Annotated in this window: 24 protein-coding genes; 16 read left to right on the top strand and 8 right to left on the bottom strand. The window is 71.8% G+C overall.

Annotated elements, in window-relative coordinates; translation table 11 throughout:
* Nucleotides 1-13: 13 nt before the first annotated feature.
* The gene (locus tag ACFXGN_RS17585) at nucleotides 14-1261 is read right to left on the bottom strand and encodes a MurT ligase domain-containing protein (protein WP_366442660.1); all 1248 of its coding nucleotides are present in this window, start codon (nucleotides 1259-1261) and stop codon (nucleotides 14-16) included.
* Between the two features lie 126 nt (nucleotides 1262-1387).
* Between ACFXGN_RS17585 and def the strand changes: the two genes are divergently transcribed.
* Nucleotides 1388-1948 carry a peptide deformylase gene (gene def, locus ACFXGN_RS17580; protein ID WP_384859580.1) on the top strand — a complete coding sequence of 187 codons (561 nt, stop codon included), beginning with the start codon at nucleotides 1388-1390 and terminating at the stop codon, nucleotides 1946-1948.
* Between the two features lie 246 nt (nucleotides 1949-2194).
* On the opposite strand, the gene ACFXGN_RS17575 is transcribed toward def, so the two are convergent.
* Nucleotides 2195-2842 carry a TetR family transcriptional regulator gene (locus ACFXGN_RS17575; protein WP_384859577.1) on the bottom strand — a complete coding sequence of 216 codons (648 nt, stop codon included), beginning with the start codon at nucleotides 2840-2842 and terminating at the stop codon, nucleotides 2195-2197.
* A 162-nt stretch (nucleotides 2843-3004) separates the two neighbouring features.
* On the opposite strand from ACFXGN_RS17575, the gene ACFXGN_RS17570 reads away from it, so the two are divergent.
* Nucleotides 3005-4219 (top strand): acyl-CoA dehydrogenase family protein, encoded by a 1215-nt coding sequence (locus tag ACFXGN_RS17570; RefSeq protein ID WP_384859574.1) that lies wholly within the window; start codon nucleotides 3005-3007, stop codon nucleotides 4217-4219.
* Between the two features lie 169 nt (nucleotides 4220-4388).
* On the opposite strand, the gene ACFXGN_RS17565 is transcribed toward ACFXGN_RS17570, so the two are convergent.
* Nucleotides 4389-4874 (bottom strand): VOC family protein, encoded by a 486-nt coding sequence (locus tag ACFXGN_RS17565; RefSeq protein ID WP_384859572.1) that lies wholly within the window; start codon nucleotides 4872-4874, stop codon nucleotides 4389-4391.
* Nucleotides 4875-5016: 142 nt separating this feature from the next.
* On the opposite strand from ACFXGN_RS17565, the gene ACFXGN_RS17560 reads away from it, so the two are divergent.
* Nucleotides 5017-6390 (top strand): cytochrome P450, encoded by a 1374-nt coding sequence (locus ACFXGN_RS17560; protein ID WP_384859569.1) that lies wholly within the window; start codon nucleotides 5017-5019, stop codon nucleotides 6388-6390.
* A gap of 46 nt (nucleotides 6391-6436) precedes the next feature.
* Here the strand turns inward: ACFXGN_RS17560 and ACFXGN_RS17555 are convergent, their stop codons facing one another.
* The 5 genes from ACFXGN_RS17555 to ACFXGN_RS17535 all read right to left on the bottom strand — a co-directional run bounded on the left by ACFXGN_RS17555 (nucleotide 6437) and on the right by ACFXGN_RS17535 (nucleotide 11971).
* Nucleotides 6437-7648, bottom strand: coding sequence for a helix-turn-helix domain-containing protein (locus tag ACFXGN_RS17555; protein ID WP_384859566.1), 1212 nt, complete (start codon nucleotides 7646-7648; stop codon nucleotides 6437-6439).
* 213 nt (nucleotides 7649-7861) lie between these two features.
* Complete coding sequence (locus tag ACFXGN_RS17550) at nucleotides 7862-8806, bottom strand: hypothetical protein (protein WP_384859564.1); 945 nt, start codon at nucleotides 8804-8806, stop codon at nucleotides 7862-7864.
* Nucleotides 8807-8876: 70 nt separating this feature from the next.
* On the bottom strand, nucleotides 8877-10505 hold the full coding sequence (locus ACFXGN_RS17545) for a DUF6801 domain-containing protein (RefSeq protein WP_384859561.1): 1629 nt from the start codon (nucleotides 10503-10505) through the stop codon (nucleotides 8877-8879).
* 105 nt (nucleotides 10506-10610) lie between these two features.
* Entirely contained in the window at nucleotides 10611-11240 is a 630-nt protein-coding gene (locus tag ACFXGN_RS17540; RefSeq protein ID WP_384859559.1) for a hypothetical protein, read from the bottom strand.
* 101 nt (nucleotides 11241-11341) lie between these two features.
* A complete protein-coding gene (locus ACFXGN_RS17535) occupies nucleotides 11342-11971 on the bottom strand; it encodes a hypothetical protein (RefSeq protein WP_384859557.1) in 630 nt (209 codons plus the stop codon).
* A 730-nt stretch (nucleotides 11972-12701) separates the two neighbouring features.
* Between ACFXGN_RS17535 and ACFXGN_RS17530 the strand changes: the two genes are divergently transcribed.
* From ACFXGN_RS17530 to ACFXGN_RS17470, 13 genes are read left to right on the top strand one after another with little or no spacing between them, the layout of a single operon-like run.
* The gene (locus ACFXGN_RS17530) at nucleotides 12702-13712 is read left to right on the top strand and encodes an ABC transporter ATP-binding protein (protein WP_384859555.1); all 1011 of its coding nucleotides are present in this window, start codon (nucleotides 12702-12704) and stop codon (nucleotides 13710-13712) included.
* The gene (locus ACFXGN_RS17525) at nucleotides 13709-14473 is read left to right on the top strand and encodes an ABC transporter permease (RefSeq protein ID WP_351783713.1); all 765 of its coding nucleotides are present in this window, start codon (nucleotides 13709-13711) and stop codon (nucleotides 14471-14473) included. Before ACFXGN_RS17530 ends, ACFXGN_RS17525 begins: the two co-directional genes overlap by 4 nt.
* Before the next feature lie 5 nt (nucleotides 14474-14478).
* The gene (locus ACFXGN_RS17520; RefSeq protein WP_351783715.1) at nucleotides 14479-15285 is read left to right on the top strand and encodes an ABC transporter permease; all 807 of its coding nucleotides are present in this window, start codon (nucleotides 14479-14481) and stop codon (nucleotides 15283-15285) included.
* A gap of 1 nt (nucleotide 15286) precedes the next feature.
* Nucleotides 15287-16540 (top strand): MCE family protein, encoded by a 1254-nt coding sequence (locus ACFXGN_RS17515; protein WP_384859551.1) that lies wholly within the window; start codon nucleotides 15287-15289, stop codon nucleotides 16538-16540.
* The gene (locus tag ACFXGN_RS17510; RefSeq protein ID WP_384859549.1) at nucleotides 16537-17592 is read left to right on the top strand and encodes an MCE family protein; all 1056 of its coding nucleotides are present in this window, start codon (nucleotides 16537-16539) and stop codon (nucleotides 17590-17592) included. The genes ACFXGN_RS17515 and ACFXGN_RS17510 overlap by 4 nt, the downstream gene beginning before the upstream one ends.
* Nucleotides 17589-18638, top strand: coding sequence for an MCE family protein (locus tag ACFXGN_RS17505; RefSeq protein WP_384859546.1), 1050 nt, complete (start codon nucleotides 17589-17591; stop codon nucleotides 18636-18638). Before ACFXGN_RS17510 ends, ACFXGN_RS17505 begins: the two co-directional genes overlap by 4 nt.
* Complete coding sequence (locus ACFXGN_RS17500; RefSeq protein WP_384859543.1) at nucleotides 18635-19660, top strand: MCE family protein; 1026 nt, start codon at nucleotides 18635-18637, stop codon at nucleotides 19658-19660. Before ACFXGN_RS17505 ends, ACFXGN_RS17500 begins: the two co-directional genes overlap by 4 nt.
* Nucleotides 19657-20904: an MCE family protein gene (locus ACFXGN_RS17495; protein WP_384859541.1), complete on the top strand. Its 1248-nt coding sequence runs from the start codon at nucleotides 19657-19659 to the stop codon at nucleotides 20902-20904. The genes ACFXGN_RS17500 and ACFXGN_RS17495 overlap by 4 nt, the downstream gene beginning before the upstream one ends.
* The gene (locus ACFXGN_RS17490) at nucleotides 20901-22178 is read left to right on the top strand and encodes an MCE family protein (protein WP_384859538.1); all 1278 of its coding nucleotides are present in this window, start codon (nucleotides 20901-20903) and stop codon (nucleotides 22176-22178) included. The genes ACFXGN_RS17495 and ACFXGN_RS17490 overlap by 4 nt, the downstream gene beginning before the upstream one ends.
* Entirely contained in the window at nucleotides 22175-22690 is a 516-nt protein-coding gene (locus ACFXGN_RS17485; protein ID WP_384859535.1) for a hypothetical protein, read from the top strand. Before ACFXGN_RS17490 ends, ACFXGN_RS17485 begins: the two co-directional genes overlap by 4 nt.
* The gene (locus ACFXGN_RS17480; RefSeq protein WP_384859533.1) at nucleotides 22687-23391 is read left to right on the top strand and encodes a hypothetical protein; all 705 of its coding nucleotides are present in this window, start codon (nucleotides 22687-22689) and stop codon (nucleotides 23389-23391) included. Before ACFXGN_RS17485 ends, ACFXGN_RS17480 begins: the two co-directional genes overlap by 4 nt.
* Before the next feature lie 26 nt (nucleotides 23392-23417).
* Nucleotides 23418-23960 (top strand): hypothetical protein, encoded by a 543-nt coding sequence (locus ACFXGN_RS17475; RefSeq protein WP_384859531.1) that lies wholly within the window; start codon nucleotides 23418-23420, stop codon nucleotides 23958-23960.
* 49 nt (nucleotides 23961-24009) lie between these two features.
* Nucleotides 24010-24819, top strand: a complete 810-nt coding sequence (locus ACFXGN_RS17470; RefSeq protein WP_384859529.1) for a hypothetical protein — start codon at nucleotides 24010-24012, stop codon at nucleotides 24817-24819.
* Nucleotides 24820-24905 lie beyond the last annotated feature (86 nt).

Here is a 24905-nt window from a genome sequence, read left to right as displayed (position 1 = left end):
AGTCCTTTGCGGGTCAGTTGCCGACGCGGCGGCGGACGTCCTGGAACGCGGTGTAGTTGGCGATCAGCTCGATCTGTCCGGGCGGGGCCATGGACACGGCCTCGTCCAGCGTCTCGCAGACGCGGAAGTCCACCCCGGCGACCTCCAGGCGGACCGCGAGGTCGAGCCTGCGGTCGCCGATCACCATGATCGGGTGTCCGGCGAGACGGCCGTAGTCGACGTCCCACAGCCAGGAGGTGTCCGTGCCGTCGGCGCCGCGCGCGTTGACCGAGAGGATCACCGGCGCGGGCGGCCCGTCGATCAGGGAGAACGTCTCCAGCCAGCCCGCCGGGTTCTTCGCGAGCAGCAGCCGCAGCTCACGGCCCTGGAAGGAGACCACGTCGTAGCGTCCGGCGACGGCCTGCACCTGGTACATCCGCTCCAGGGCCACCTGCGGCGGCACCCCGAAGACGGCGGCGACGGCGGCCGAGGTGGCCGCGTTCGCCTTGTTGGCGCGGCCGGGCAGCTGGAGCCGGATCGGCCAGGCCGAACCGTGCGGGTCGAGGACGTGGTCGCCGTTGAGCGCCCAGCTCGGCGCGGGGCGGCGGAAGCCGCACTCGCCGCAGAACCAGTCGTCGCCGGGACGCTGCATCACACCGCCGCAGGCGGGGCAGGACCAGGCGTCGTCCTTCCACTCCTGGCCCGCCGCGACCCACACCACGTTGGCGGAGGAGGAGGCGGCCCAGACGATGAGCGGGTCGTCGGCGTTGGCGACGACCACGGCCTTGGTGCCGTTGAGGCCCTCGCGCCACTTCTCGGCGAGCATCCGGGTCTCGGCCGCGCGGTCGAGCTGGTCGCGGGAGAGGTTGAGCAGCGCGATCACCTTGGGCGTGGTGTCACGGGCGACCCCGGCGAGGTACTTCTCGTCGACCTCGATCACGCCGTACCTGGAGTCCGAGCCGCCGGCCAGCGCGGAGGTGATGCCTGCGGGCATGTTGGCGCCGAGGGCGTTGGAGACGACGGGTCCCGCGGCGCGCAGGGCCTCCGCGATCAGCCGGGTCGTCGTGGTCTTGCCGTTGGTCGCGGACACCAGGACGACGTCCAGGTGCTGGGCGAGCCGACCGAGGAGGTCGGGGTCGAGCTTCAGCGCGACCCGACCGCCGATCACCGATCCGCTGCCGCGCCCCGCCGCCCGCGACACCGCGGCCGCGGCCTTGCCCGCCGTCACGGCCAGCTTGGCGCGCGGCGACAGCGGCTCTGGATTCCCGGGGTGTCCTGACATCGTTCTTGTTCCTCCTCGCGTCGGTCCGTGCTCAGCCTATCGAGATCCGGTCAGCAGCCCGAACAGCGGCACCGCCGAGCGGATGCGCGAAACGGTGAGGTCATGGCGGACCGTACCCTTACGGCCATGCGAAACCGGCCCATCCCCGGCAGTTCCGGCCACGTCCGAGAGATGACCCTCCTCGGTGCTCCCGTGCTGCACGCCCCCTGCGAGCCCGTCACCGATTTCGGCCCCGAACTGGCCCGTCTCGTCGAGGACATGTTCGCCACGATGTACGCGGCGCACGGCGTGGGCCTGGCGGCGAACCAGGTCGGCGTGGGCCTGCGGGTCTTCGTGTACGACTGCCCCGACGACGAGGAGACCCGCCATCTGGGCCATGTGGTGAACCCCCGCCTGGTGGCCGCCGACGGTGAGGTGTTCCGGGGCCCGGAGGGCTGTCTCTCGCTGCCGGGCCTGGAGGCGCCGACGCCCCGGTACGACCGCGCGGTGGTCGAGGGCGTACGGACGGACGGCTCGCCGATACGGATCGAGGGGACGGGTTTCTTCGCCCGTTGCCTCCAGCACGAGACCGACCACCTGGACGGCGGGGTCTACGCGGACCACGTCACGGGGTGGCGCAAGTCACGGTTGCTGCGCGCGATCCGCAAGCAGCCGTGGGGCGCGAAGTCCTCGGTACTGGAGGACTGAGGCCCGGGGTCCGGGGGTCAGGGGCCGAGGACCGGGGTCCGGGGAGGCGCCGGGCAGGGCGGGGCTCCTGGGACCGGCGGGTGCCGGAAGCCCGGGGCGCCGGAAGGCGCGGGTCGGGCCGGGCCGGGCCGGGTCGGAAAAGAGAGCCGGATCACAGACGAGAACCGGGTCGGAAACGGGAACCGGATCGCGGGCGAGAACCGGATCGCGGGTGGGAGCCGGATCGTGAGCGCGTGCGCGGGCCGGTCAGAAGCCCGGACCGTCGGGCAGGTCCGGAGCCTGGGCGAGCCGTCCCCAGAGGAGGTCCGCCATGCTCCGGACGAGTTCCTCGCGGGAGCAGGGGCGCTCGCCGAGCCACCAGTCCCCGGCGGCGTGCATCATCCCGACGATCCCGTGGCCCCAGATCCGGGCCTGGACCTCGGCGCCGGGCCCGAGGTCGATGCGTTCGGCGATGACCCGGCCGAGCTCCTCGCCCATGCGGCGCAGCAGCGGGGCGGAGTGGCGGCCGACGTCGAAGCCCCGCTCGGTCTGCTGGGACTCCTCCGCCGGGTGCATGAGGAAGCGGTAGACCTGGGGCATCGCCTCGATCGAGGCGAGATAGGTGTCGAGGGTGGCCTCGACCCGGCGGCGCCGGTCGGAGGGCGCGTCGAGCGCGGCCCTGAGCGCGTCGAGGAGCGCGTCGGTGTGCCGGATGGCGAGGGCGCGGTAGAGGCCGCCCTTGTCGCCGAAGTGGCGGTAGAGGATCGGCTTGGTGATGCCCGCCTCGGCCGCGATCGCGTTCATGGAGGCCTTGGGGCCGTCCCTGAGCACCACCCGGTCCGCCGCCTCCAGCAGTTCGCGCCGCCGCTGGTCGGCGGGCGTCTGCCGGTCGGTGGTCCGGTGTGCGATGTCCATGAGCGTGTCTCCCCGCGCCGCGTCTGCCTGAGGCTTCGCAACGTAACACCCGCCCGCTCTCTGCTGCCGGTCGGGCCGAATCGCTCCGCCGCAGGTTGACAGCGCTTACCCACCGGTAACAGACTGCTGTTACCGGAAGTAACGTACTCCTTGGAGGGACGTATGGGCGACTTCACGCTCGAACTCAACGAGGACCAGAGACAGGTCCGCGACTGGCTGCACGGCTTCGCCGCCGATGTCATACGGCCGGCCGCCGCCGAATGGGACGAGCGCGAGGAGACTCCCTGGCCGATCATCCAGGAAGCGGCCAAGATCGGCATCTACTCCCTCGACTTCTACGCCCAGCAGTTCTTCGACCCGACCGGCCTCGGCATCCCGGTGGCGATGGAGGAACTGTTCTGGGGCGACGCGGGCATCGCCCTCTCCATCGTCGGCACCGGTCTCGCCGCCGTCGGCGTCCTCGCCAACGGCACCGAGGAGCAGATCGGCACCTGGATCCCGCAGATGTACGGCGACGCCTCCGACGTCAAGGTCGCCGCCTTCTGCTCCTCCGAGCCCGACGCCGGGTCCGACGTCGCCGCCATGCGCACCCGCGCCGTGTACGACGGGGCCACGGACACCTGGGTGCTCAACGGCACCAAGACCTGGGCGACCAACGGGGGCATCGCCAACGTCCATGTCGTCGTCGCCGTCGTCGACCCCGCACTCGGCTCCAAGGGACACGCCTCCTTCATCGTCCCGCCGGGCACCCCCGGCCTCTCCCAGGGCCAGAAGTTCCAGAAGCACGGCATCCGCGCCTCCCACACCGCCGAGGTCGTCCTGGAGGACGTCCGCGTCCCGGGCGGCTGCCTCCTCGGCGGCAAGGAGAAGCTCGACGAGCGCCTCGCCCGCGCCCGCGAGAAGGCGAAGGCGGGCGGGGAGCGCGTCAAGAACGCCGCCATGGCCACCTTCGAGGCCTCCCGTCCGGCGGTCGGCGCGATGGCCGTCGGCACCGCCCGCGCCGCCTACGAGGTGGCCCTCGACTACGCGAAGACCCGCGTCCAGTTCGGCCGCCCCATCATCGAGAACCAGGGCGTCGCCTTCCAACTGGCCGACATGGCCACCCAGATCGACGCCGCCCGCCTCCTCGTCTGGCGCGCCTCCTGGATGGCGACGGCGGGCAAGCCCTTCACCCACGCCGAGGGCTCGATGTCCAAGCTGTACGCCAGCGAGGTCGCCAAGACGGTCACCGCCCAGGCGATCCAGATCCTCGGCGGCAACGGCTACACCCGTGAGTACCCGGTGGAGCGGATGCACCGCGACGCGGCCATCTACACCATCTTCGAGGGCACCAGCGAGATCCAGCGCATGGTGATCAGCCGCGCCCTCGCCAAGTAGACCGCCCGGAGCCCGGCGGCCCGCGCCCGGAGCGCGAGCCGCCGGGCCGACCGGCCGCCGGGCCGACCGGCAGGCACCCCCTCGGTCCGGTCGTCCGGGCGGGCCGCCGTCCGGCTCCCGTCCGGTCCCCGTCCGGTCCCCGTCCGGTCCCCGTCCGGTCCCCGTCCGGTCACACCAGGCAGAACTCGTTGCCCTCCGGGTCCTGGAGGACCACCGCGTAGTAGTCCATGCCGTCCGGCTCGTCCATCGTGTACAGCACCCGGGCGCCGAGGGCCGTCAGACGGGCCACCTCCCCGTCCACCCGCTCCCGGCGCAGCGCCAGCGGGACCTCCCGGCCACCGCCGACCTTGAGGTCCAGATGGACCCGGTTCTTCACGGTCTTCGGCTCCGGGACCGCCTGGAACCAGACGCGCGGGCCCACGCCCTTCGGGTCCACGAGGGACTCCGGCAGCTCGCCCGAGCCCTCCGGAAGCTCCTCCGCCGGGACGCCGATCGCCTCCCAGTACGCCCGCCAGGTCCCGTGCCCGGCGGGCGGCGGCTCCGGCACGTACCGCAGGGCCTCCAGCCAGAAGGGCACCAGGCGCCGGGGGTCGACGCAGTCGATCGTGAGCTGAAGGGTCATCTCTGGCCGCTCGGGCGGCACGGGTCGCTCCATGACACGAGCCTCTCAGACACCACTGACAACCGCTCTCTCCCGGCAACCGACCGGAACCGGCCCGGCGTTCGGACGACTCTCCCCACGAGCCGCCCCCTGGGGGACAATCGCTGCGCACATCGACGATCGAGGGGAAACCTCCATGGCCGTCACCACCGGCACCGAAGCACCCGAAGTCGCGGGACATCCGCTGCTCGGCTCCCTGTCCGACCTCAAGAGCGACTCGCTCGGCACCTTCCTGCGCGCCCGGCGCGAGTACGGCGACGTCGTACGGATCACCGCCGGGCCGCCCGGCATCCGCTCCACCGTCTACGGGGTCTTCTCCGCCGAAGGCGCCCAGCAGGTCCTGGCCGGGGAATCGGCCAACTTCCGCAAGGACAACAACTTCTACCAGGAGATCCGCGAGTCCTTCGGCAACGGTCTGCTCACCAGCCAGGACGAGCACTACCTGCGGCAGCGGCGGCTCGTCCAGCCCCTCTTCACCCGCCGCCGGGTCGACGGCTACGCCTCGGCCATCGCCACCGAGGTCACCACCCTCGTCGGGGAGTGGCGGGACAGCGGCGCCGAATCCGTCGACGTCCTCCAGGAGATGACCCGGCTCGCGCTGCGCGCCGTCGCCCGCATCCTCTTCGGCACGGACGTCGACGAGGCCGTCGAGATCGTCGAGAGCAGCTTCCCCGAGCTGGGCGCCTATGTGCTCCGCCGGGGCTACTCCCCGCTCAACGTCCCCCGGAGTTGGCCCACTCCGGCCAACCGCCGCGCGGCCAGCGTCCACCGGGCGCTGTACGAGGTGTGCGACCGGATCATCGCCGGGCGCCGCGACTCCGGGCGGGACCCCGCCGAGGGCGACGACCTCCTGACCCTCCTCGTCGCGGCGGAGAGCGCCGAGGACGGCAGCTTCGACGCGGACGAACTGCGCGAGCAGGTCCTCGTCTTCCTCCTCGCGGGCCATGAGACCACCGCGACCTCGCTCGGTTTCGCCCTGCACCTCCTGGCCCTCCACCCGGAGGCGCGGAAGCGGGCCCACGAGGAGGTCGACCGGGTGCTGGGCGGCCGGGACCCCGGCGCCGCCGACCTCGACGCCCTGCCCTATGTCACCCGTGTCCTCAAGGAGGCGATGCGGCTCTTCCCGGCGGCTCCGGTCATCGGGCGCCGCGCCGTCGCCGAGACCCGGATCGACGGCGTCACCATCCCGGCCGGCGCGGACGTCATCGTGGCCCCGTGGGTGACCCACCGGCACCCGGACTACTGGGAGGACCCGGAGCGCTTCGACCCGGACCGCTTCACGCCCGAGGCGGAGGCGGCCCGCCCCCGGTACGCGTGGTTCCCCTTCGGCGGCGGTCCGCGCGCCTGCATCGGGCAGCACTTCTCGATGCTGGAGTCGGGGGTGGCGCTGGCGATGATCCTCCAGCGGTACGACTTCGAGGCCGTCGACACCCAGGTGCCGGTCGGTTCCGCGATCACCCTCCAGGTGGAGGGCCCGGCCCGCTGCGTGCTGCGGGCGCGGACGGTCTGACGGCGGGGGCGGGACCCGGCTCCGGCCGGGCCCGCCGCCGTACGGCTCAGTCGGTGTGCTTGCCCGCCTGGAGGTGGAGCGAGCGCAGGGCCGCCTCCAGGGCGAACCGGTGGTCGGGGTCGACGAGCCGGTCGCCGAAGTGGCCGTCCAGGTTCCGCAGCCGGTAGCGGACGGTCTGGGCGTGTACGCCGAGCATCTCGCCGACCTGTTCGGCGGGGGCCCGGGTGGAGATGTGGACCCGCAGGGTCTCGATCAGCCGGTCGCGCCGGGAGCCCGACAGGCCGTCGAGCGGGGCCAGTTCGCGCCGGGTGAGATGGGCCACCAGCGCCGGGTCCGACAGGAGCCACAACGTTGTCAGGTGGTCCTCGCAGTGCACGAGGGGGGCGTCCGGCACGATGCCGTCGTCGACGAGCTGGAGGACCCGCCGGGCCCAGCGGACGGAGTGGGCGGCCTGCGCGGGAGGGACGGTCGGACCGATACAGGCCGGGGTTCCGGCCAGTGCGGCGTCGAGCATCTCCAGGCGTTCGGGGGTGAGCGGACCGGGGATCAGCAGGTGCGGCTGCGGGAGGGTGAGGTCCGCGAGGACGTCCCGGTCGAGCCCCGCCTGCACGAGTTCGGCGACCGGGGGCCGCAGGGCGACCATGGTGCATTCCTCGGGCAGTTGCCAGGAGGCCTCCCGGCACAGTTCGGCGATGGTGGCCCGGGGCAGCGGCGGCCCCGCGACGACCAGGTAGAGCAGTTGTCTCCGCAGCGCGGCCACGTCGGACACCGCCCGCGCCTGGACCATCACGTACCCCTCGCGGGAGAGGGACTCCAGCTCGTCGACGTAGGCGAAGAGGGCGTCCGCGAAGGCGAGGATCAGGGTGGGGGAGAGGTTGTACGTGCGTCCGATGCTCTTCGCCCGGCGCAGCGCGATCCGGGCGCCGAGCCGGTAGGCCCCCTGGAGGGTCTCCAGGTCACGGCCCTCGTACGCCTCCACCCGGCCGAACTTGCGGAGCAGCTCGTCCCGGAGGGCAGAGTTGGCGCCGGGGTCGGCGACGCGTTCCACGAAGGCCGCCAGAGCCTGTTCGACGCCCTGCCGGATGGCGTCCGAGTGGGGCCCGTTGAAGAGGTGGGCGTACACGGGGTAGGTGCGCTGGACCTCCACGCCGATCTCCTTGATGAGTCCCGGGATCTCCGGCCTCATCAGATTGGCGAACTCCCGGGGGAGCGGATCGAGCGGTTCACCGATGTGCGGTGGCGGTGCGGTGGCGGGCATGACCGATCCCTTGCTTCCTGCGTGACCGGTGGGGGATGGACAGCGGCGCCCGCCCCGGTGGGGACGGGCGCCGCGGTGCACGGTCAGGTGCGTACCGACGGGGACTGCTGAAGCTAGGACAACTGCTGTGTGCTGTACACAACTTGCGCAAGAGTTGACGTTCCCGAGACCTTCGTGGCGCTGAGTAGGCCGGTTATCGACCCTCAGTGGCCGTTACTTGACGGCGGAGTGCCAGTTCCGCGACATCACCTTGCCGGCGTCGGGGGCGGAGACGCCGGGGGCGAAGAGACCGCCGAGGTAGGTCTGGGTGTTGTTGAGCACGAGCTTGTTCTTGCCGGAGGCGGAGGGCAGACCGGTCTTGAGGTTGACCGCCGCGTCGATGATGCCGAACCACCCGAGGCCGCAGCCGCTGGCGCCGGGGACGGCGAAGGTGCTGTCGTACTGGGTGGCGCCGAGCAGGTTCAGACGGCTCATGTCGCCCTCCTCGTTGGCGGAGCCGTCGCCGTTGAAGCGCTCGACGCCGAAGTCCGGCGAGGTGAGGTTCCGCGGGCGCAGCAGGATCGGGTTGGCCTTGGTCCCGATGTAGCAGTTGTCGCCGAGGAACGGGTTCTGCAGGCGGATGCGGACCGGGATGGTCACGATCGGCTGGTCGGTGAGGACGCCCGCGATCTGGTCGAAGTTCGAGGGGGAGCCGACCGACTCCATGGTGGCGGTGATCTTGTTGAGCTTGGCGTCCGACAGCTGGCGGCAGATGTCGGTGATGAACGGGATGTCGCTGGGACACATCAGGCCGAGGAGTCCGCCGGGGACGGTGGCGGGGTCGGTGATGAGCGCGCCGGAGGCGGGCGCGGAGACCGAGCTGGTGCCGTCGGCGTTCTGGACGACGCCGATCTGGAGGTTGGTCTTCCCGGTGGCCACCGTCGTGTTGCCCATCTTGATGGACCCGCTGAGGGAGTACGAGACGACGCACTGCGGCGAGGTGTCGAGACCGTCGGAGGCGAGCATCGCCGGGGCGTCGACCGGGCAGCGGTCGAAGGGCGCCCAACTGCCGTTCAGCTGCGGGTTGGCCGCCGTCGCCGTGCCGATGGAGACGAAGGCGCCCAGGGCGGTCAGCGCGGAGACGGTGGCCAGCTTCGTGCGGGTGGAGACGAAGGGCATGGCGAAGCCTTCCTGTGAAGAGGAGGAGAGGGAGAGAGGGGAGGGGAAGAGAGGGGTGGAGCGGGACGGATCAGCGTTCGGGCCGGGGCACGATGCGGGGCTGGAGGTCGTCGGTGCAGTACTCCATGGTGGGTTCCTCCAGACCGACGTTGCAGGTCTGCCCCTGTATCTGCTTGATGTAGTTGCCGGGGCCCGAGATGGAGGCGGTGAGGAGCCGGTCGAGGTTCTCGCCACCGGCGCCGCAGCCCTTGAAGGCGGGAATGCTCACCTCGCCGACGAGGGGGCCGCCGCTGGTGAGGACGTAGCCCACGGCCGGTTCGCCCAGGGGGATCTTTCCCCTGCCCTCCAGCACCAGGTGGTCGCCGGGGTACTTGTCGGGCTTGGGGTCGACCGAGGCGAGGGGCTTCTCCGTGCGGCAGGAGGGGCCCACGTCCAGCTTGACGCCGTTGACCTTGACGTCGAGGACGCGCAGGACCAGGGGGAGCCGGACGGTGGTCTCCTGGTAGTTGTCCCCGGTCATGAAGGCGCGGACCAGGGTGTAGATCGAGACGGGCCCCGTCTGCTCCAGGGTCATGGTCGCCGTGACCGGCTGGAAGCCGAAGGCCAGCAGGGTGGAGGTGAAGGGCGGGGTCTGCTTGCGCCCCTGGTAGGAGAGGTCGCCGGTGGACCGGGTGATGAACCGGAACTCGTCCGGCGGGCCCGGCTCCTCGGGGAACTCCGGGGTGCCCTGGATGACCATCATGCAGGTCAGGGGGAGGAGCGAGGCGCCGTTCAGCTTCCGTACGTTCGAGTAGCCGGTGACGTACGCCGACAGGGCCATCGGGTCCGGGTCCTTGACGAGGCAGGGCGGTGCGGTCGGGCGGGGCGCCGGAGTGCCGGGGGCGTCCTCGTCCGCCGTCGTCAGGCCCTTGGGCGTCTGCCGCCCGGTCTCCACCTCCTTCGACGTTTCGCCCTTCCGGTCCGGGACTCCCGCCGGGCCGGTCGGGCGCGACGGGAGCGGAGGGCCGGAGGCGGACGCGGACGGCGAGGGGGCACCCGGCGAGGTGGGGGGCGTGCTCGGTTCGACCGGGACGACGGAGCCGACCGGGACCGTGGCCAGTGTCGTACGGCCCTGCGCGTCCGGGTCGGGAACGCAGCTGACGGAGAGGGAGGCGGGCGTGGTGGCGGAGGCGTCGGCCGTGCCGGGGGCGAGGTCCACCGCGAACCCCCCGGCGGTGAGCTTCAGATCACCGGTCTCGCCCGTCGTCAGGGACGGCACGTCGCCGGTGGTGGTGAGGACCAGGGGCCCTTCCGGGGGGACGGCGACGGGCTCGGCCGTACCGCTCCAGGTGGCTTCCGCCCGCTGCTCGTTCTGGGCCACACCGACCACGAGCCGGGTCTCCGCCCGTACGGTGGCGGCCTTCGGCGCGGACAGGTCGGCCACGGCCTCCGGGGGGAGCTCCACCGTAGTGGTGACGTCGGTGGGCCGGATCTCCTCGCCGACGACCGCCCGCTCGGGGAAGGCCGCCGTGATCCGCACCGTCGCGGTCCGCGCGCCGGAGGGCAGGGCGCAGACGTAGGGCAGCGCGGTGTCGACCTTCAGCGTCCCGACGGCGACGGCCGCCGCCGGAAGCAGCGGGGCGAGCGCCACGAAGGCGGCGATCGTCGCGCCGCGCGCGCGGACACGGGAGGATCGAGGGGTGGGCCGTGGGCCTTTCATCCGGTGCTCCGCTCGGGTGGTTCGTGCGCCGGCGGGGGAGAAGGGGGCCGGCGGGGGTGCGGACAGCCCGCGAACGCGGGTGGTGAGGCGCGGGTGGTGATGCCGCTACGGGTTGGTGCCGACGATCTTCAGCAGGAGGCTGCTGCCGGACACCCTGATCTGGTAGGTGGCCTTGAGGAACAGACTGCTGCCGACCGGTACGGCACCGGCGTCGTTGGTCTGGGTGACGGGGAGTTCGCCGGTGACGCTGCTGAGGGTCAGCCTGCCCGTCGCGTTGGAGAAGGTGGCGGACGACGTGCCCCGGACGCGGAGGACGAGGTAGGCGATGTTCAGCCCGATGTCGATGTCGTCGACGTACCCGCTGGTGACGCCGGTCGTGGCGTTGTAGTCCTGGGCCACGAACTTCCAGGGCCCGGTCGGTGTCACGACGAGGGGCAGCTGGCTGCTGCACGGCGCCCCGGGGGCGCCGAAGGTGGGGCCGTTGATGCCGCTGAGGACCGCCGGGTTGCCCGTGGCGCTCGACAGGACCATCGAGGCGGTGGACTTGGGGCAGTTCATGGGGATGCCGTTGAGGCTCATGCCGACGTTGCCGACGCTCGTCGCGGAGGCGGCGGTCGGCGACGGGGTGACCGTCCAGACCGTCGAGGGCACCGCCGAGGCCGGGGCCGCGGTGAGGAGCAGTGCGGCGGCGGCCGCCCCGGCGGAGAGGGCGAGTGGTGCGACCGGCTTCTTCATGACGCGGGAGCCTCCTCGGGACGGGCGGGTGGCCGACGGTGCGAACGGCCCGCGTCCGCCCGGCCGGTGGCTCCGGCCGGGCGGACGCGGGTGCTGGTTCCTTACGGGTTGGAGCCGACGATCGTCGGGATGGCGCTGCCCGACTTGAAGAGGTACGTGCCCTTGAAGGTCGGCTTGGCGCCGACCGGGACGGCCACGCCGCAGCCGGTCGAGGAGACGACGGTCAGCTCGCCCGCGGTGCTGTTGACGGCGAGCGCGCCCGTCGAGTTGGTGTACGTGGTGGACGCCTTGCCCGTGACGCGGAAGACACAGGCGCCGACGGTCACCGTGGCGTCCACGTTGCCGATGTAGCCCTTGGTCACGCCGGTCGCGGCGGTGTAGTCCTGCGCCACGATCGACCAGGGGGTGACGGGGACGGTCGTCACGTTGCCCAGCACGCTGGTGCAGGGCGCGCCGGTGGCACCGAAGGCGATGGCGCTGATGCTGCCGATCGTCGCGGGGTTGCCGGTGGCGCTGGCCCCCGAGCCCGAACCGTTCGACTTCGTACACGTCATGGCCACGCCGTTGACGCTGAGCACGATGTTCCCGCTGTTGACCGCGGTGATGCTGGCCGGGGACGGGCTGACGGTCCAGACCGTCGAGGGCACGGCCGAGGCGGGCGAGATCGCGAGGGCGAAGGCGGCGGAGGCGCCACCGGCGACGACGGCGAGGTTTCTGATGGGCTTCTTCATGGCTCTGGGACTCTCCTTGGGGATTGACCGGCAGAGGGTGGCCGCGATGGCGGACGAGCGGCCGGGACGGCTCGATTTCGTCGGCCGCGAAACCAGACGTTACTTGCGGGAAACTTAGCTGAACAATGCTGTAGTCCATGATTCTTTGAAGACGTGGCTTTGCCTGTCAAGTGGGTGAGCGGTGACGGGAATGCTCTTGGTTCCCCGGTGCGCAATGTCGACAATTATGATCGATCATGCGGGGCCGGGACGGCAGGTCTCCACCCGTTGTCCATGGAGTCGTGCATTCCGGGCGGAAACCGCTCTCTGTGGTGACAAGAAGCGGCCGGAAATTATCCTCCGGCTGATAAACGCCCTGCCCTGAGGCCCTGTTTCGCTAAAACTCGGAATCCGGTATTGCCGGAAGAGGTTACCGGGTCGTAGCGTTCGCGTTGCCGACGCCCCGTCGCAGGTCGGCGCGGATCCGCGGACCGCTCCTGCGGCGGACCGCACCCGGCCCGGCCCCTCTCGCGGGGGCAGGTCACCGCGGGCGGGGACCGTCCGCCCGGCCTTCCGGGCGACGAACACCGCCCTGTCTCCCCGGAGACAAAAGTCGCTCCCGACCTTGTCTCCCCGGTGACAAAAACGGAAGCGGATCAAGGTTTCTGCGCCAGCCCTATTGTCCGGGTGATCCGCTCCGACTTACCGTGCGCCCGCGGCGCACGCACCACGCACGCTTGCTGGAGGTGGGATGGGAATCGAAGTAGTCGTTGAGGGTCTGACCATGTCCTTTGGCAAGCAGAACATCTGGCAGGACGTGACGCTGACATTGCCGGCCGGAGAGGTGAGCGTCATGCTCGGCCCTTCCGGAACGGGCAAGACCGTCTTCCTGAAATCGCTCATCGGACTGCTGAAACCCCAACAGGGCCGTGTCCTCATCAACGGGGTCGACATGGTCAGCAGCCCCGAACGGGACATCTACGAGACCCGCAAGCTCTTCGGGCTCATGTTCCAGGACGGAGCCCTCTTCGGCTCCATGACCCTCTTCGACAACATCGCCTTCCCGCTGCGCGAGCACACCCGCAAGCGGGAGTCCGAGATCCGGCGCATCGTCATGGAGCGGATCGACCTCGTCGGACTGCTCGGCGCGGAGGGCAAACTGCCCGGCGAGATCAGCGGCGGTATGCGCAAGCGCGCCGGACTGGCCCGCGCGCTCGTCCTCGACCCGCAGATCGTGCTGTGCGACGAACCGGACTCCGGTCTCGACCCCGTCCGCACCGCCTATCTGTCCCAGCTCCTGATCGACCTCAACGCGCGCATCGACGCGACGATGCTGATCGTGACCCACAACCTCGACATCGCCGCCACCGTCCCCGACAACATGGGGATGTTCTTCCGGCGCAACCTGGTCACCTTCGGCCCCCGCGAGGTCCTCCTCACCAGCGACGAACCGGTCGTCACCCAGTTCCTCGCCGGGCGCCGCGAAGGCCCCATCGGCATGTCAGAGGAGAAGGACGCCGCCCTGCTCGCCGCCGAGGCGGTCAACTCCGCCACCGGCCCGAGCGCCCCTCCCGGCATCGTCCCGCAGCTGGAGCCGTCTCCCGGACTGCCCCCGCGCGCGGCCGTCGCCCGCCGCAGGGAACGCGTCCTCGGGATGCTCGACCGGCTGCCGCCCGCCGCCCAGGCAGCCATCCGCGACACCTACGCCCAGACCGACAGGGCCCCCACGCTCACGCTCCCGGCCCAGGGGAGCGGCTCGTGATCACCGGTGCGCTGCGGCAGACCGGCCGTCTCTTCGCCCTCGCCCTCGAAGTGAGCCGGGCCGTCTTCCGGCGACCCTTCCAGTTCCGTGAGTTCATCGAGCAGTTCTGGTTCGTCGCCAGCGTCACCATCCTGCCGGCCGCCCTCGTCTCCATCCCGTTCGGTGCGGTGATCGCCCTTCAGGTCGGTTCGCTCACCCAGCAGCTGGGTGCCCAGTCGTTCACCGGCGGCGCCAGCGTCCTCGCCGTCATCCAGCAGGCCAGCCCCCTCATCGTCGCCCTCCTCATCGCCGGTGCGGGCGGCTCCGCCATCTGCGCCGACCTCGGCTCCCGCAAGATCCGCGAAGAGCTGGACGCGATGGAGGTCATGGGCGTCTCGCCGGTCCAGCGCCTGGTCGTGCCCCGGGTCCTGGCCACCATGGCGGTGGCCGTCCTCCTCAACGGCATGGTCTCCGTCGTCGGCACCCTCGGCGGCTACTTCTTCAACATCATCCTCCAGGGCGGCACCCCCGGCGCGTACCTCTCCAGCTTCTCCGCCCTCGCCCAGCTCCCCGACCTCTACATCAGCGAACTGAAGGCCCTCATCTTCGGGTTCATCGCCGGGATCGTCGCCGCCTACCGGGGCCTCAACCCCCGGGGCGGCCCCAAGGGCGTCGGCGACGCCGTCAACCAGTCCGTCGTCATCACCTTCATGCTGCTGTTCTTCGTGAACATGGTGCTGACGGGCATCTACCTGCAGATCGTCCCGCCGAAGGGAGGCTGAGCGCGATGGCCTCCCCCTTCGTCTGGCTCGACCGCTCCGGAGACCAGCTCCTCTTCTACGTCCGGGCCCTGCTCTGGATACCCAGGACCCTGCGCCGGTACCTCAAGGAGGTGCAACGGCTGCTCGCCGAGGTCGCGTTCGGCTCCGGCGGCCTCGGCGTCATCGGCGGCACCATCGGCGTCATGATCGCGATGACGCTCTTCACCGGAACCGTCGTCGGGCTCCAGGGCTACGCGGCCCTGGAACAGATCGGCACCGCCGCCTTCACCGGCTTCGTCTCCGCCTACTTCAACACCCGCGAGATCGCCCCCCTCGTCGCCGGACTCGCCCTGTCCGCGACCGTCGGCGCCGGATTCACCGCCCAGCTCGGCGCCATGCGCATCAACGAGGAGGTCGACGCCCTGGAAGGCATGGGCATCCGCTCCATGCCCTACCTGGTCACCACCCGCATCATCGCGGGCGTCGTCGCCATCGTCCCCCTCTACGCGATCGGGCTGCTCTCCTCCTACCTGGCCTCCCGCTACATCACCGTCCTCTTCAACGGCCAGTCCCAGGGCACGTACGACCACTACTTCAACCTCTTCCTGTCACCGACGGACGTCCTGCTCTCGGTGCTCAAAGTGCTGATCTTCAGCGTGATGGTGATCATCGCCCACTGCTACTACGGCTTCCGCGCCTCCGGCGGACCCGCCGGAGTCGGCATCGCCGTCGGCCGCTCCGTGCGCAACGCCATCGTGCTGATCAGCGTCACCGACTTCTTCCTGTCGCTGGCCCTCTGGGGCGCGACCACGACCGTGAAGGTGGCGGGGTGACATGAGCGACTCACGTGCCGAGACCCTGCGCCGCCGCTCCGCGGGCGTCGTCTTCCTCCTGGTGCCCGCCCTCCTCGCCTGGCTCGCGGTCGCCGTCTACGACAAGGAGTTCACCGACTCCGACCCGATCACCGTCGAGACCGGCACCATCGGCAACGAGATGCACCTCGGCGCCGAGGTGAAGCTCCGCGGCGTCGTCATCGGCGAGGTCCGGGCCATCGACGCCATCGACGGCGGAGCCCGGCTCACCCTTGCCATGAAGCCCGGAACCCTGCGCCACGTCCCCTCCGACGTCCGCGCCCAGATGCTCCCCACCACCCTCTTCGGCGAACGCTTCGTCGCCCTCGTCCCGCCCGGCGGCGCCTCTGCGGACACCCTGGGCCCCGGAGCCGTCATCGCCGAGGACCGCTCCAGCAACGCCGTCGAACTCCAGCAGGTCCTCGACAACGTCCTGCCCCTGCTGACCGCCGTCCAGCCGCAGAAGCTCTCCGCGACCCTGTCGGCCGTCTCCCAGGCCCTCGAAGGACGCGGCGACAAGCTCGGCGAGACCCTCGACCGGCTCGACGCCCACCTGACCCGCTTCAACCCCCATCTGCCCGCCCTCACCCGCGACCTGAAAGAACTCGTGAAGGTCAGCCACGTCTACGCGGACGCCGCCCCCGACATCGTCACGGCGCTCACCGACTTCACCACCACCAGCGGCACCCTCGCCGAACAGGAGGCCGCCCTCGCGGGCACCCTCGGCGCCACGACCCGGACCTCCGAGGACCTGACGGCCTTCCTCCGGCAGAACAAGAACAACATCATCCGGCTCAGCGCCACCAGCAGGCCCACTCTGGAGCTGCTCGCCGAGTACTCCCCGGCGTTCCCCTGCACCCTGCGCACCCTGGCCCAGTTCGTCCCCGCCATGGACAAGGCGCTCGGCAAGGGCACCGACCGGCCCGGACTGCACGTCGAGGTCACCACCGTGCCCTCGCGCGGCGCGTACGTCCCCGGCCGCGACAAGCCGTCCTACACCTCCGGCGGCGGCCCCAACTGCTACCCCGTGCCCTACCTCGGAGTCCCCGCCGCCCCCGCCGCACGGGCCTCCGCGGCGGCCGACCAGAACCTGGGGCCCGCCAACTCCGCGCAGGAGAACGACCTCGTCAACGAACTCCTCGCGCCCGCCGCGAAGAAGCGGCCCGGCGAACTGCCGGACTGGAGCAGCCTGCTGGCCGGACCCGCGTTCCGCGGCGCGGAGGTGACCCTGCGATGACGACCCCGCCCTCCCACACCCGACGGCGCGGCCTCACCGGGACCGTCCTCAAGTCCCTCGCGTTCGTCCTGGTCACCGCCCTGGCCACCACCGTCCTCGGCTTCAGCATCGCCAACACCGGGGTCGGCTCCGCCACCCGCTCGTACAAGGCGCTGTTCACCGACGTCACCGGGCTCGTCAAGGGCGACTCCGTGCGCATCGCCGGGGTCAAGGTCGGCGAGGTCAGCGACGTCCGCGTCGTCGAACGCCGCACCGCCCAGGTCACCTTCACGGTCCGCGAGGACCGCACCCTGCCCCGCTCGGCCACCGCCGCCGTCAAGTACCTCAACATGGTCGGCCAGCGGTACGTGTCCCTCGGCCAGGGCAGCGGCGACCTCGGCGGCACCCTCGCCGCAGGCGAGACCATCCCGCTCGACCGCACCACCCCCGCCCTCGACCTGACCCTGCTGTTCAACGGTTTCAAGCCGCTGTTCGAAGGACTCTCGCCCGCCGACGTCAACGACCTCGCCGGCTCCCTCGTCCAGGTCCTCCAGGGCGAGAGCGGCACCGTCGACAGCCTCCTGAAGCACATCGGCTCCCTCTCCAAGACCGTCGCGGCCAAGGACAAGGTCATCGGAGAGGTCGTCACCCACCTCAACACCGTCCTCACCACCTTCAACAACCGCGAGGACGCCTTCGGGGACCTCGTCGTCACCCTCCAGAAGCTCGTCACCGGCTTCAACACCGACCGCAAGCCCCTCGGCCAGGCGGTACAGGCCATCGGCGACCTCACCACCACGACCGCCGGACTCTTTCAGGAGAGCCGCGCCCCCCTGAAGAAGGACATCCGCGAACTGGGCCGCCTCTCCGGCACCCTCGGCGACCACTCGGCCAGGCTCGAGGCGTTCCTCGCCAACACCCCCGCCAAGATGACGGCCCTCGCCCGCCTGTCCTCGTACGGATCGTGGTTCAACCTCTACCTCTGCGAGGCACGCGTGAGCGGCGTGGGAACCTCCGACGGCTCCAAGCCGCCGACCGGCATCACCGTCACCGAGGCGAGGTGCGGCCGATGAGTCCCGCCCCCCGGTTCAAACCGGCCAAGGAACGCAGCCCCGTCGCCGTCGCCGTCGTCGGGCTCGTCCTCCTCGCGCTCCTCGCCGCCCTCGCGTACAACGTCGGGAAACTGCCCCTCGTCGGCGGTGACACCGCCTACAGCGCCGACTTCACCGAAGCCGCCGGACTCGACACCGGCGACGAGGTCCGCATCGCCGGGGTCAAGGTCGGCAAGATCACCGGGATCGCCCTCGACGGCGCCAAGGTCAAGGTGACCTTCGAGGTCGGCGACGCCTGGATCGGCGACAAGTCGACCGCCGCCATCGCCATCAAGACCCTCCTCGGCGAGAAGTACCTGGCCGTGGACCCGCTGGGCTCCGCCCGGCAGGACCCCGGCACCCGCATCCCGCAGTCCCGCACCACCTCCCCGTACGACGTGACGCAGGCGTTCCAGGACCTCAGCGGCACCGTCGACGCCATCGACACCGAGAAGCTCGCCGAGAGCTTCGAGACCATCTCCGACACCTTCAAGAACTCCCCGCCGCACGTCCGCAACGCCGCCACCGGCCTCTCCGAACTGTCCAGGTCCGTCTCCAAGCGCGACACCGAACTCGCCAGGCTCCTGGAGAACAGCAAGCGGTTCACCAAGACCCTCCAGGACAAGAAGTCCAGCTTCGAGACGCTCATCGAGGACGGCGGCTCGCTCCTCGGCGAACTCCAGAAGCGCCGGGACGCCATCCGCGCCCTCCTCAAGGGCAGCAGGGCGCTGGGCACCGAACTCGGCGGACTCGTCAGTGACAACGACCGGCAGCTCGGCCCCACCCTCAAGGCCCTCAGCCGGGTCACCGGCGTCCTGGAGAAGAACAGCGGCCAGCTCGACAAGACGCTCGCCCTCATCGGCCCGTACTACCGGCTCGTCGGCAACACCCTCGGCAACGGACGCTGGTTCGACAGCTACCTGTGCGGTGTGGTGCCCCGCAACTACCTGCCCGAGACCTCGCAGCCCGCGACCGGATGCCTGCCGCCGAAACCGAAGACGACGGCCCAGGGGAGTGCCGCACGATGACCACAGCCAGAAAACCCCTCGTCGCCGGTCTCGCCCTCGCCGTCCTCGCCGCCTGCGGCCTCGTCGCCGTCCGCGTCCTGGAGTCCGACGGCACCCGCGTCACCGCCTGGTTCGACCGAGCCGTCGGCATCTACGCCGGATCGGACCTCCGGGTCCTCGGCGTACGGGTCGGCGAGGTCGAGTCCGTCGAACCTCGGGGCACCCGCGTCCGCGTCGAACTCCGCCTCGACGAGGGCATCCGCGTCGCGGCGGACGCCCGCGCCCTCGTCGTCGCCCCCAGCATCGTCGCCGACCGCTACGTCCAGCTCACCCCCGCCTGGAGCAGCGGCCCCGCCCTCGCCGACGGCGCCGAACTGCCCGCCTCCCGCAACCGCACCCCCGTCGAGATCGACCAGCTGTACGCCTCCATCACCGAACTCGGCAAGGCCCTCGGCCCCGACGGCGCCAACTCCACCGGCGCCCTCTCCGGACTCCTCGACACCGGCGCCCGCAACCTCAAGGGCAACGGCGCCGCCATCGGCACCTCCATCGAGGAGTTCGGCAAGGCGGCCAAGACCCTGGACGGCAGCAGCGAGCAGCTGTTCACCACCCTCGGCCAGCTCCAGACCTTCACCACCATGCTCAAGGAGAAGGACGGCGACGTCCGCACCGCACAGGAACGCCTGGACGAGGTCGTCGGCTACTTCGCCGAGAACAAGGACGACCTCGCCGCCGCCCTCAAGGAACTCGGCAAGGCCCTCGCCCAGGTCAAACAGTTCATCAAGGACAACCGGGGCGAACTCAAGAAGAACGTCGACCGGCTCGTGCCCCTCACCCAGACCCTCGTCGACCAGCGCGCCTCCCTCGCCGAGGCCCTCGACGTCGCCCCCCTCGCGGCGGGCAACCTCATCAACGCCTACGACAAGGACACCCGCACCCTGGACGGCCGCGCCAACCTCAACGAGATCAGCTCGGGCGGACCGCTCCTCCCGCTGCCGGTCTCCGGAGCCTCCTCGGACAGCAGCGGAAGGGGGGACCGGTGAAAGGCCCCAGCACCCCCTCGGGGAAGGCCCTCGGCGCGGGCGCCGTCGCCGTCGTCGTCCTCGGCCTCGGACTGGCCGTCCTCGTCGGAGCGGTCCCCGCGAACCCCGTCCGCTTCGACGGCATCGAGGACCTCCCGCTGCCCGGCGGCGCCGACCTCGGCTCCCACCCGTACACCGTCACCGCCGAACTCGACGACGTCCTCAGCCTCGTCCCGCAGTCCGCGGTCAAGGTCAACGACGTCGCCGTCGGACGCGTCACCGCCATCGAACTGGGCGACGGCTCCCCCTCCGGCACCTGGACCGCCCGCGTCACCCTGAAGATCAACGGCGACGTCCGGCTGCCCGCGGGCGCGGGCGTCCGCCTGGAACAGTCCAGCCTCCTCGGCGAGAAGTACGTCCAGCTCGTCGCCCCGCCGAAGGACGACGGCAGCCGCCTCGGCGACGGCAGCGTCATCCCCCTCGCCCGCACCAGCCGCAACACGGAGGTCGAAGAGGTCTTCGGCGCGCTGTCCCTGCTCCTCAACGGCGGCGGCGTCAACCAGCTCAAGACCATCACCCGCGAACTCAACGCGGCGCTCGGCGGACGCGAGCCCGAGATGCGCTCCCTGCTCAACCGGGTGAACACGCTCGTCACCACCCTGGACGCCAACCGGGGCGACATCACCCGCGCCCTCGACGGCCTCAACCGGCTCTCCGCCACCCTCGCCGGACGCAAGAAGGACGTCGACACCGTCCTCACCGGCCTCTCGCCCGGCCTGAAGACCCTGGAGAACCAGCGGGGCTCCCTGCTGACCATGCTGCGCGCCCTCGACACCCTGTCCGGAGTCGCCGTCAGCACCATCGACGCCAGCAAGAAGGACATGGTCGCCGACCTCAAGGCCCTCGCGCCCACCCTGAAGGCCCTCGCGGACGCCGGCGCGGACCTGCCCGAATCGCTCCAGGCACTCCTCACCTACCCCTTCACCGACGAGGTGCTGAAGGGCGTCAAGGGCGACTACCTCAACACCTATCTGCACCTCGCGGCCACCCCCGGCACCGAGATCATCCCCCCGCTGATCCCCCGGGACGACGCCCCGAAGCCCCCGACACCGGCCCCGACCACGGAACCGGAACCCGAACCGGAGCCCGAGCCGGGCGCGGAGGGCGCGGCCCGTCACCGCGACCCGGACCTGCCGCTGCCGCCGGTGACGACGGCCCCGTCCGGCCGGACCGGCGCACCCGAGGACGGAGGAGACCGCCGATGATCACCCGCACCGTACGCCTGAAGAACCTCGCCTTCCTGGTCATCGCCGTCCTCGTGCTCGGCTTCGTCGGCGTCCGCTACGCCGACCTCGGCCGGTACGCGGGCGTCGCCGACCACTACACCGTCCGTGTCCACCTCGCCCGCACCGGCGGCCTGTTCACCCACTCCGACGTCACCTACCGGGGCGTCTCCGTGGGCCGCGTCGGCGCCATCGACCTGACCGCCGACGGCGTCGTGGCCGAACTGCGCATCAAGAAGTCCGCCCCCCGCATCCCCTCCGACGCACGGGCCGTGGTCGCCGGACTCTCCGCCGTCGGCGAGCAGTACATCGACCTGCGGCCCGAGAGCGACGGCGCCCCCTACCTCGCCGACGGCGCCCGCATCGAGCAGTCCGACACCCAGGTACCGGCGCCCGTCACCGACGTCCTCGCCAGCATGAACGACCTCGCGGGCTCCGTCCCGCTGGACTCCCTGCGCACGGTCGTCGACGAGTTCGGCAAGGCCTTCGAGGGCCACGGCGACGACCTCCAGGTCCTCCTGGACAACGGCAGCGGCTTCGTGGAGGCCGCCGACAAGTCCCTGCCGTCCAGCATCCGGCTCATCAACGACGGCGAGGTCGTCCTGCGCACCCAGGCGGAGGAGAGCCGCGCCATCCGCGACTTCGCCACCGGCGCCCGCGACCTCGCCGTCACCCTCAAGGGCTCCGACGCCGACCTGCGCCGCCTCCTCGCCGTCGCCCCCGACGCCGCGGGCCAGGTCAGCGGACTCCTGCGCGACCTCGACCCCAGCCTGAGCGTCGTCCTCGCCAACCTCCTCACCACCTCGGAGCTGACCGTCACCCGGCAGCGCGGGATGGAGGAACTGCTCGTGAAGTTCCCCGCGGCCGTCTCGGCCGGAGCCACCGCCGTCGACAACGGACGTCTCAACGTCGGCATGGCCGTCACCTTCTTCAAGCCACTGCCCTGCACCTCGGGATACGGCGGTACGCGCTACCGCAACGGACTCGACCTCGGCACCGCGCCCGCCCTCAACACCCGGGCCTCCTGCACGGGCCCGGCGGCGTCCGGCGTCAACGTACGGGGCTCGGGCCAGGCGCCCCGGGGCGGCCCCGTGCCCACCCCGGCCAAGCCCGGCTCGCTGCCCTCGGGCACCGCGCGCGGCGGCACGGCGGGCCAGGGCGAGGCGCTCCCCGGCGCGCTCGCCCTGCCCGGCCAGTCCTCCGCCCCCACCGGCATGGCCGGTCTCCTCGGCCTGGACGCCGGGAGCACCCGATGAGGCGGGCCCGCGTCCTCGGCACCTGCGCCCTCGTCGTCGCCCTGGGCTTCTGCGGAACCGGCGCCTGGACCTACGCCCAGGCCCGGGACGACCAGGAACTCGCCTTCGGCCGCGAACGGGACACCGCCCTCGCCGAGGGCCGCGACCGCCTCACCGTCCTGAACACCCTGGACGCCTCGACCCGCGAGCACGCGGAGGCCGGCATCCGCGCCTGGCGCGAGGCGTCCACCGGACCGCTCCGCACCGAACTGGGCGCCACGCGAGCGGCGGTGGGCGCCTCGGCGCGCGCCACGGTGACCGAGGCGGCACTCACCGCGCTCGACACCAGGGCCGGTACTGCGAAGCTCATCGCGACCGTACAGGTGGAGGTCACGCCCCGGGGGACCAGCAAGCCGACCAGCGACCGCAAGCGCCTGGAGGCCGTCCTGACCCGCACGGGCGAGAACACCTGGAAGGTCGCGGCACTGAGCGCGGTACCGGTCGCCGGTGCCGAGGAGGGCGGGGAGCGGTGACGCGACTGCTGAAGGACACGGAGCCAGGGACCACGACCGGCGCCACCGCCGAGGCGACGCCCGAGACCGCGCCGGAGACCACGGACGAGGCCACGGGCGAGACCAAGGGTGAGACCACGGGCGAGAGCGCGACCGGGGCCACGGGCGAGAGCGCGACCGGGGCCACGGACGAAGAGGGCCCCGGCCGCGAAGGCTCCCGCCGCGTCGGCCGGTTCGGCGCCCTCGTCGCCGTCGCCGTCACCGCGCTGCTCCTCGGCGGCGGCTGGTTCTTCCACGCCGCCGACCAGCTCCGGTCCACCCCGTCCGCGCGGAACCTCGCGCTCACCGACGCCGGGGCCACCGCCCGGGTCGGCGGCGACGTCGGCGAGGGCCTCGCCCGGGTCTTCTCGTACACCCCCGACCGCACCGACGCCGCCGAACGCTCCGCCGACCACCTGCTGGCCGGACGCGCGGCCCGCCAGTACGACGAGCTGTTCGCGCAGGTCCGGGCGAGCCTGGTGGAGCAGCGCATCACCCTCAGCACCCAGGCCGTCCGCACCGGGGTGATCGAACTCGACGGGGACAGCGCGCGTCTCCTCGTGTTCCTCGACCAGACCTCGCGGCGGGACAAGGGCGCGGCCACCTCCGCCGCGGCCCAGCTCACCGTCACCGCCCGGTTCGGGGGAGACCGGTGGCAGATCGTCGACATCAAGACCCGCTGAGCATCAGCGGGAGACGGGAGCACCCCATGACACGCGCGGTCCGTACCCCGGCGGGCATCCGCCCGGCCCTGGCCGTGGCCCTCGTGCTCACCCTCGTCGCGGGCGCCTTCGCGGCCTGGGCGGGCCGGGACTGGTACGCGACCGCCCACGACGGGTCCGCCGCGTACGCCGAGCAGCGCGACCGTGCCCTCGCGGCGGGCGAGCAGGCCGTGCAGAACCTCAACACGCTCGACCACCGCGAGGTCGACCGGGGCATCGACCTCTGGGAGTCCTCCACGACCGGCGAGCTGCACAAGCAACTCGTCGAGGGGCGCGCGGAGTTCACCGACCAGGTGAAGACCGCGAAGACGGTGACCACCGCCCGGGTGCTCTCCGGCGCGGTCACCGAGCTGGACGACCGGGCCGGGCGCGCCCGGGTGCTCGTCGCCCTGCGGGTCACGGTCACCACCCCCGACGCCAAGAGCACCGACAAGGACAGCCGCATGTTGGGCGAGCTGACCCGCGCCGACGGCCAGTGGAAGCTCAGCGGCCTGGGGCAGGCCCCCGTGGGCGGTACGTCGACCGGCTGACCGGGGCCGTACCCCCAGGAGCCACCCGCACCCGAAAGGACACCGCACGATGCCGACGCCCCGTCACCACCTCAACCGCCAGCGCCGCCGCCAGGCCCTCGCCGAGCAGTCGGCCCCCGCGTCCGCCGCTCCGGACGGAGCCCGGTCCCGCACGTCGACGGACCTGCTCACCGAGCCCGCCCCGCGCACCCGGCCGCGCCCGGCGGCGACGCCCGTACGGGCCGGGGAGCCGGAGCGGACGGCCGGGAGGCCCGGGGCCGGGGGCGGCGCGGGGGAGCGCGGCGACCGGGCCGCCGGGACGCCGCCCCGCTCCCTCGTGCCGCTCGTCGTCCTGTGCGTCCTGACCCTGCTGCTCGGCGGTTTCGCGGGCCTGGCGCACAGCAGGGCGGGCGCGCTGCGCGACGATCCGGCGCGCGCCAACACGGCTCTCTCCGACCTGGCGCGGACCAGCGAGATCAAGGGGCAGACCGCGGCGGCGGTCGCCGCGCTCTTCTCCTACGACCACGCGGGCCCGGCCCCCTTCGAGCGGGCCCGCGAGACCCTCCTCACCGGGAAGGCCGTCGAGCAGCACCGGGCCCTGTTCGACGCGGTCCTCGCGAAGGCGGCCGAGCAGAAGTCGGTGATCACCACGGTGGTCACCGACAGCGCGGTCGAGCGGATCGACGGCGACCGCGCCCGGGTCCTGGTCTACGCAGACCAGAGCAGCGTCAGCACGGCGGGGACGCGGGGCGCCAAGGGCGGCTCGAAGGAGTCGAAGGCCCGGGACCAGGGGGTGTACGCGGGCGCCATGTTCGCCGTGGACATGGTGCGCGACGACGGCCGCTGGCTGGTCGGGGGCATCGACACCTTCGGCCGCTGAGCGAGGGCCCGGAGACGGCGCCCCGGGCCCCCGGGCGCCTCCCGTGCCGTCTTCCGGCCTCCGGGGACCGCTCCGGGAGGCCGGTT

The sequence above is a fragment of the Streptomyces sp. NPDC059247 genome, from assembly GCF_042754005.1.
GTDB lineage: Bacteria > Actinomycetota > Actinomycetes > Streptomycetales > Streptomycetaceae > Streptomyces.
Note: the sequence above shows the minus strand (reverse complement) of the source record. Positions and strands in the feature narration are given on the sequence as shown.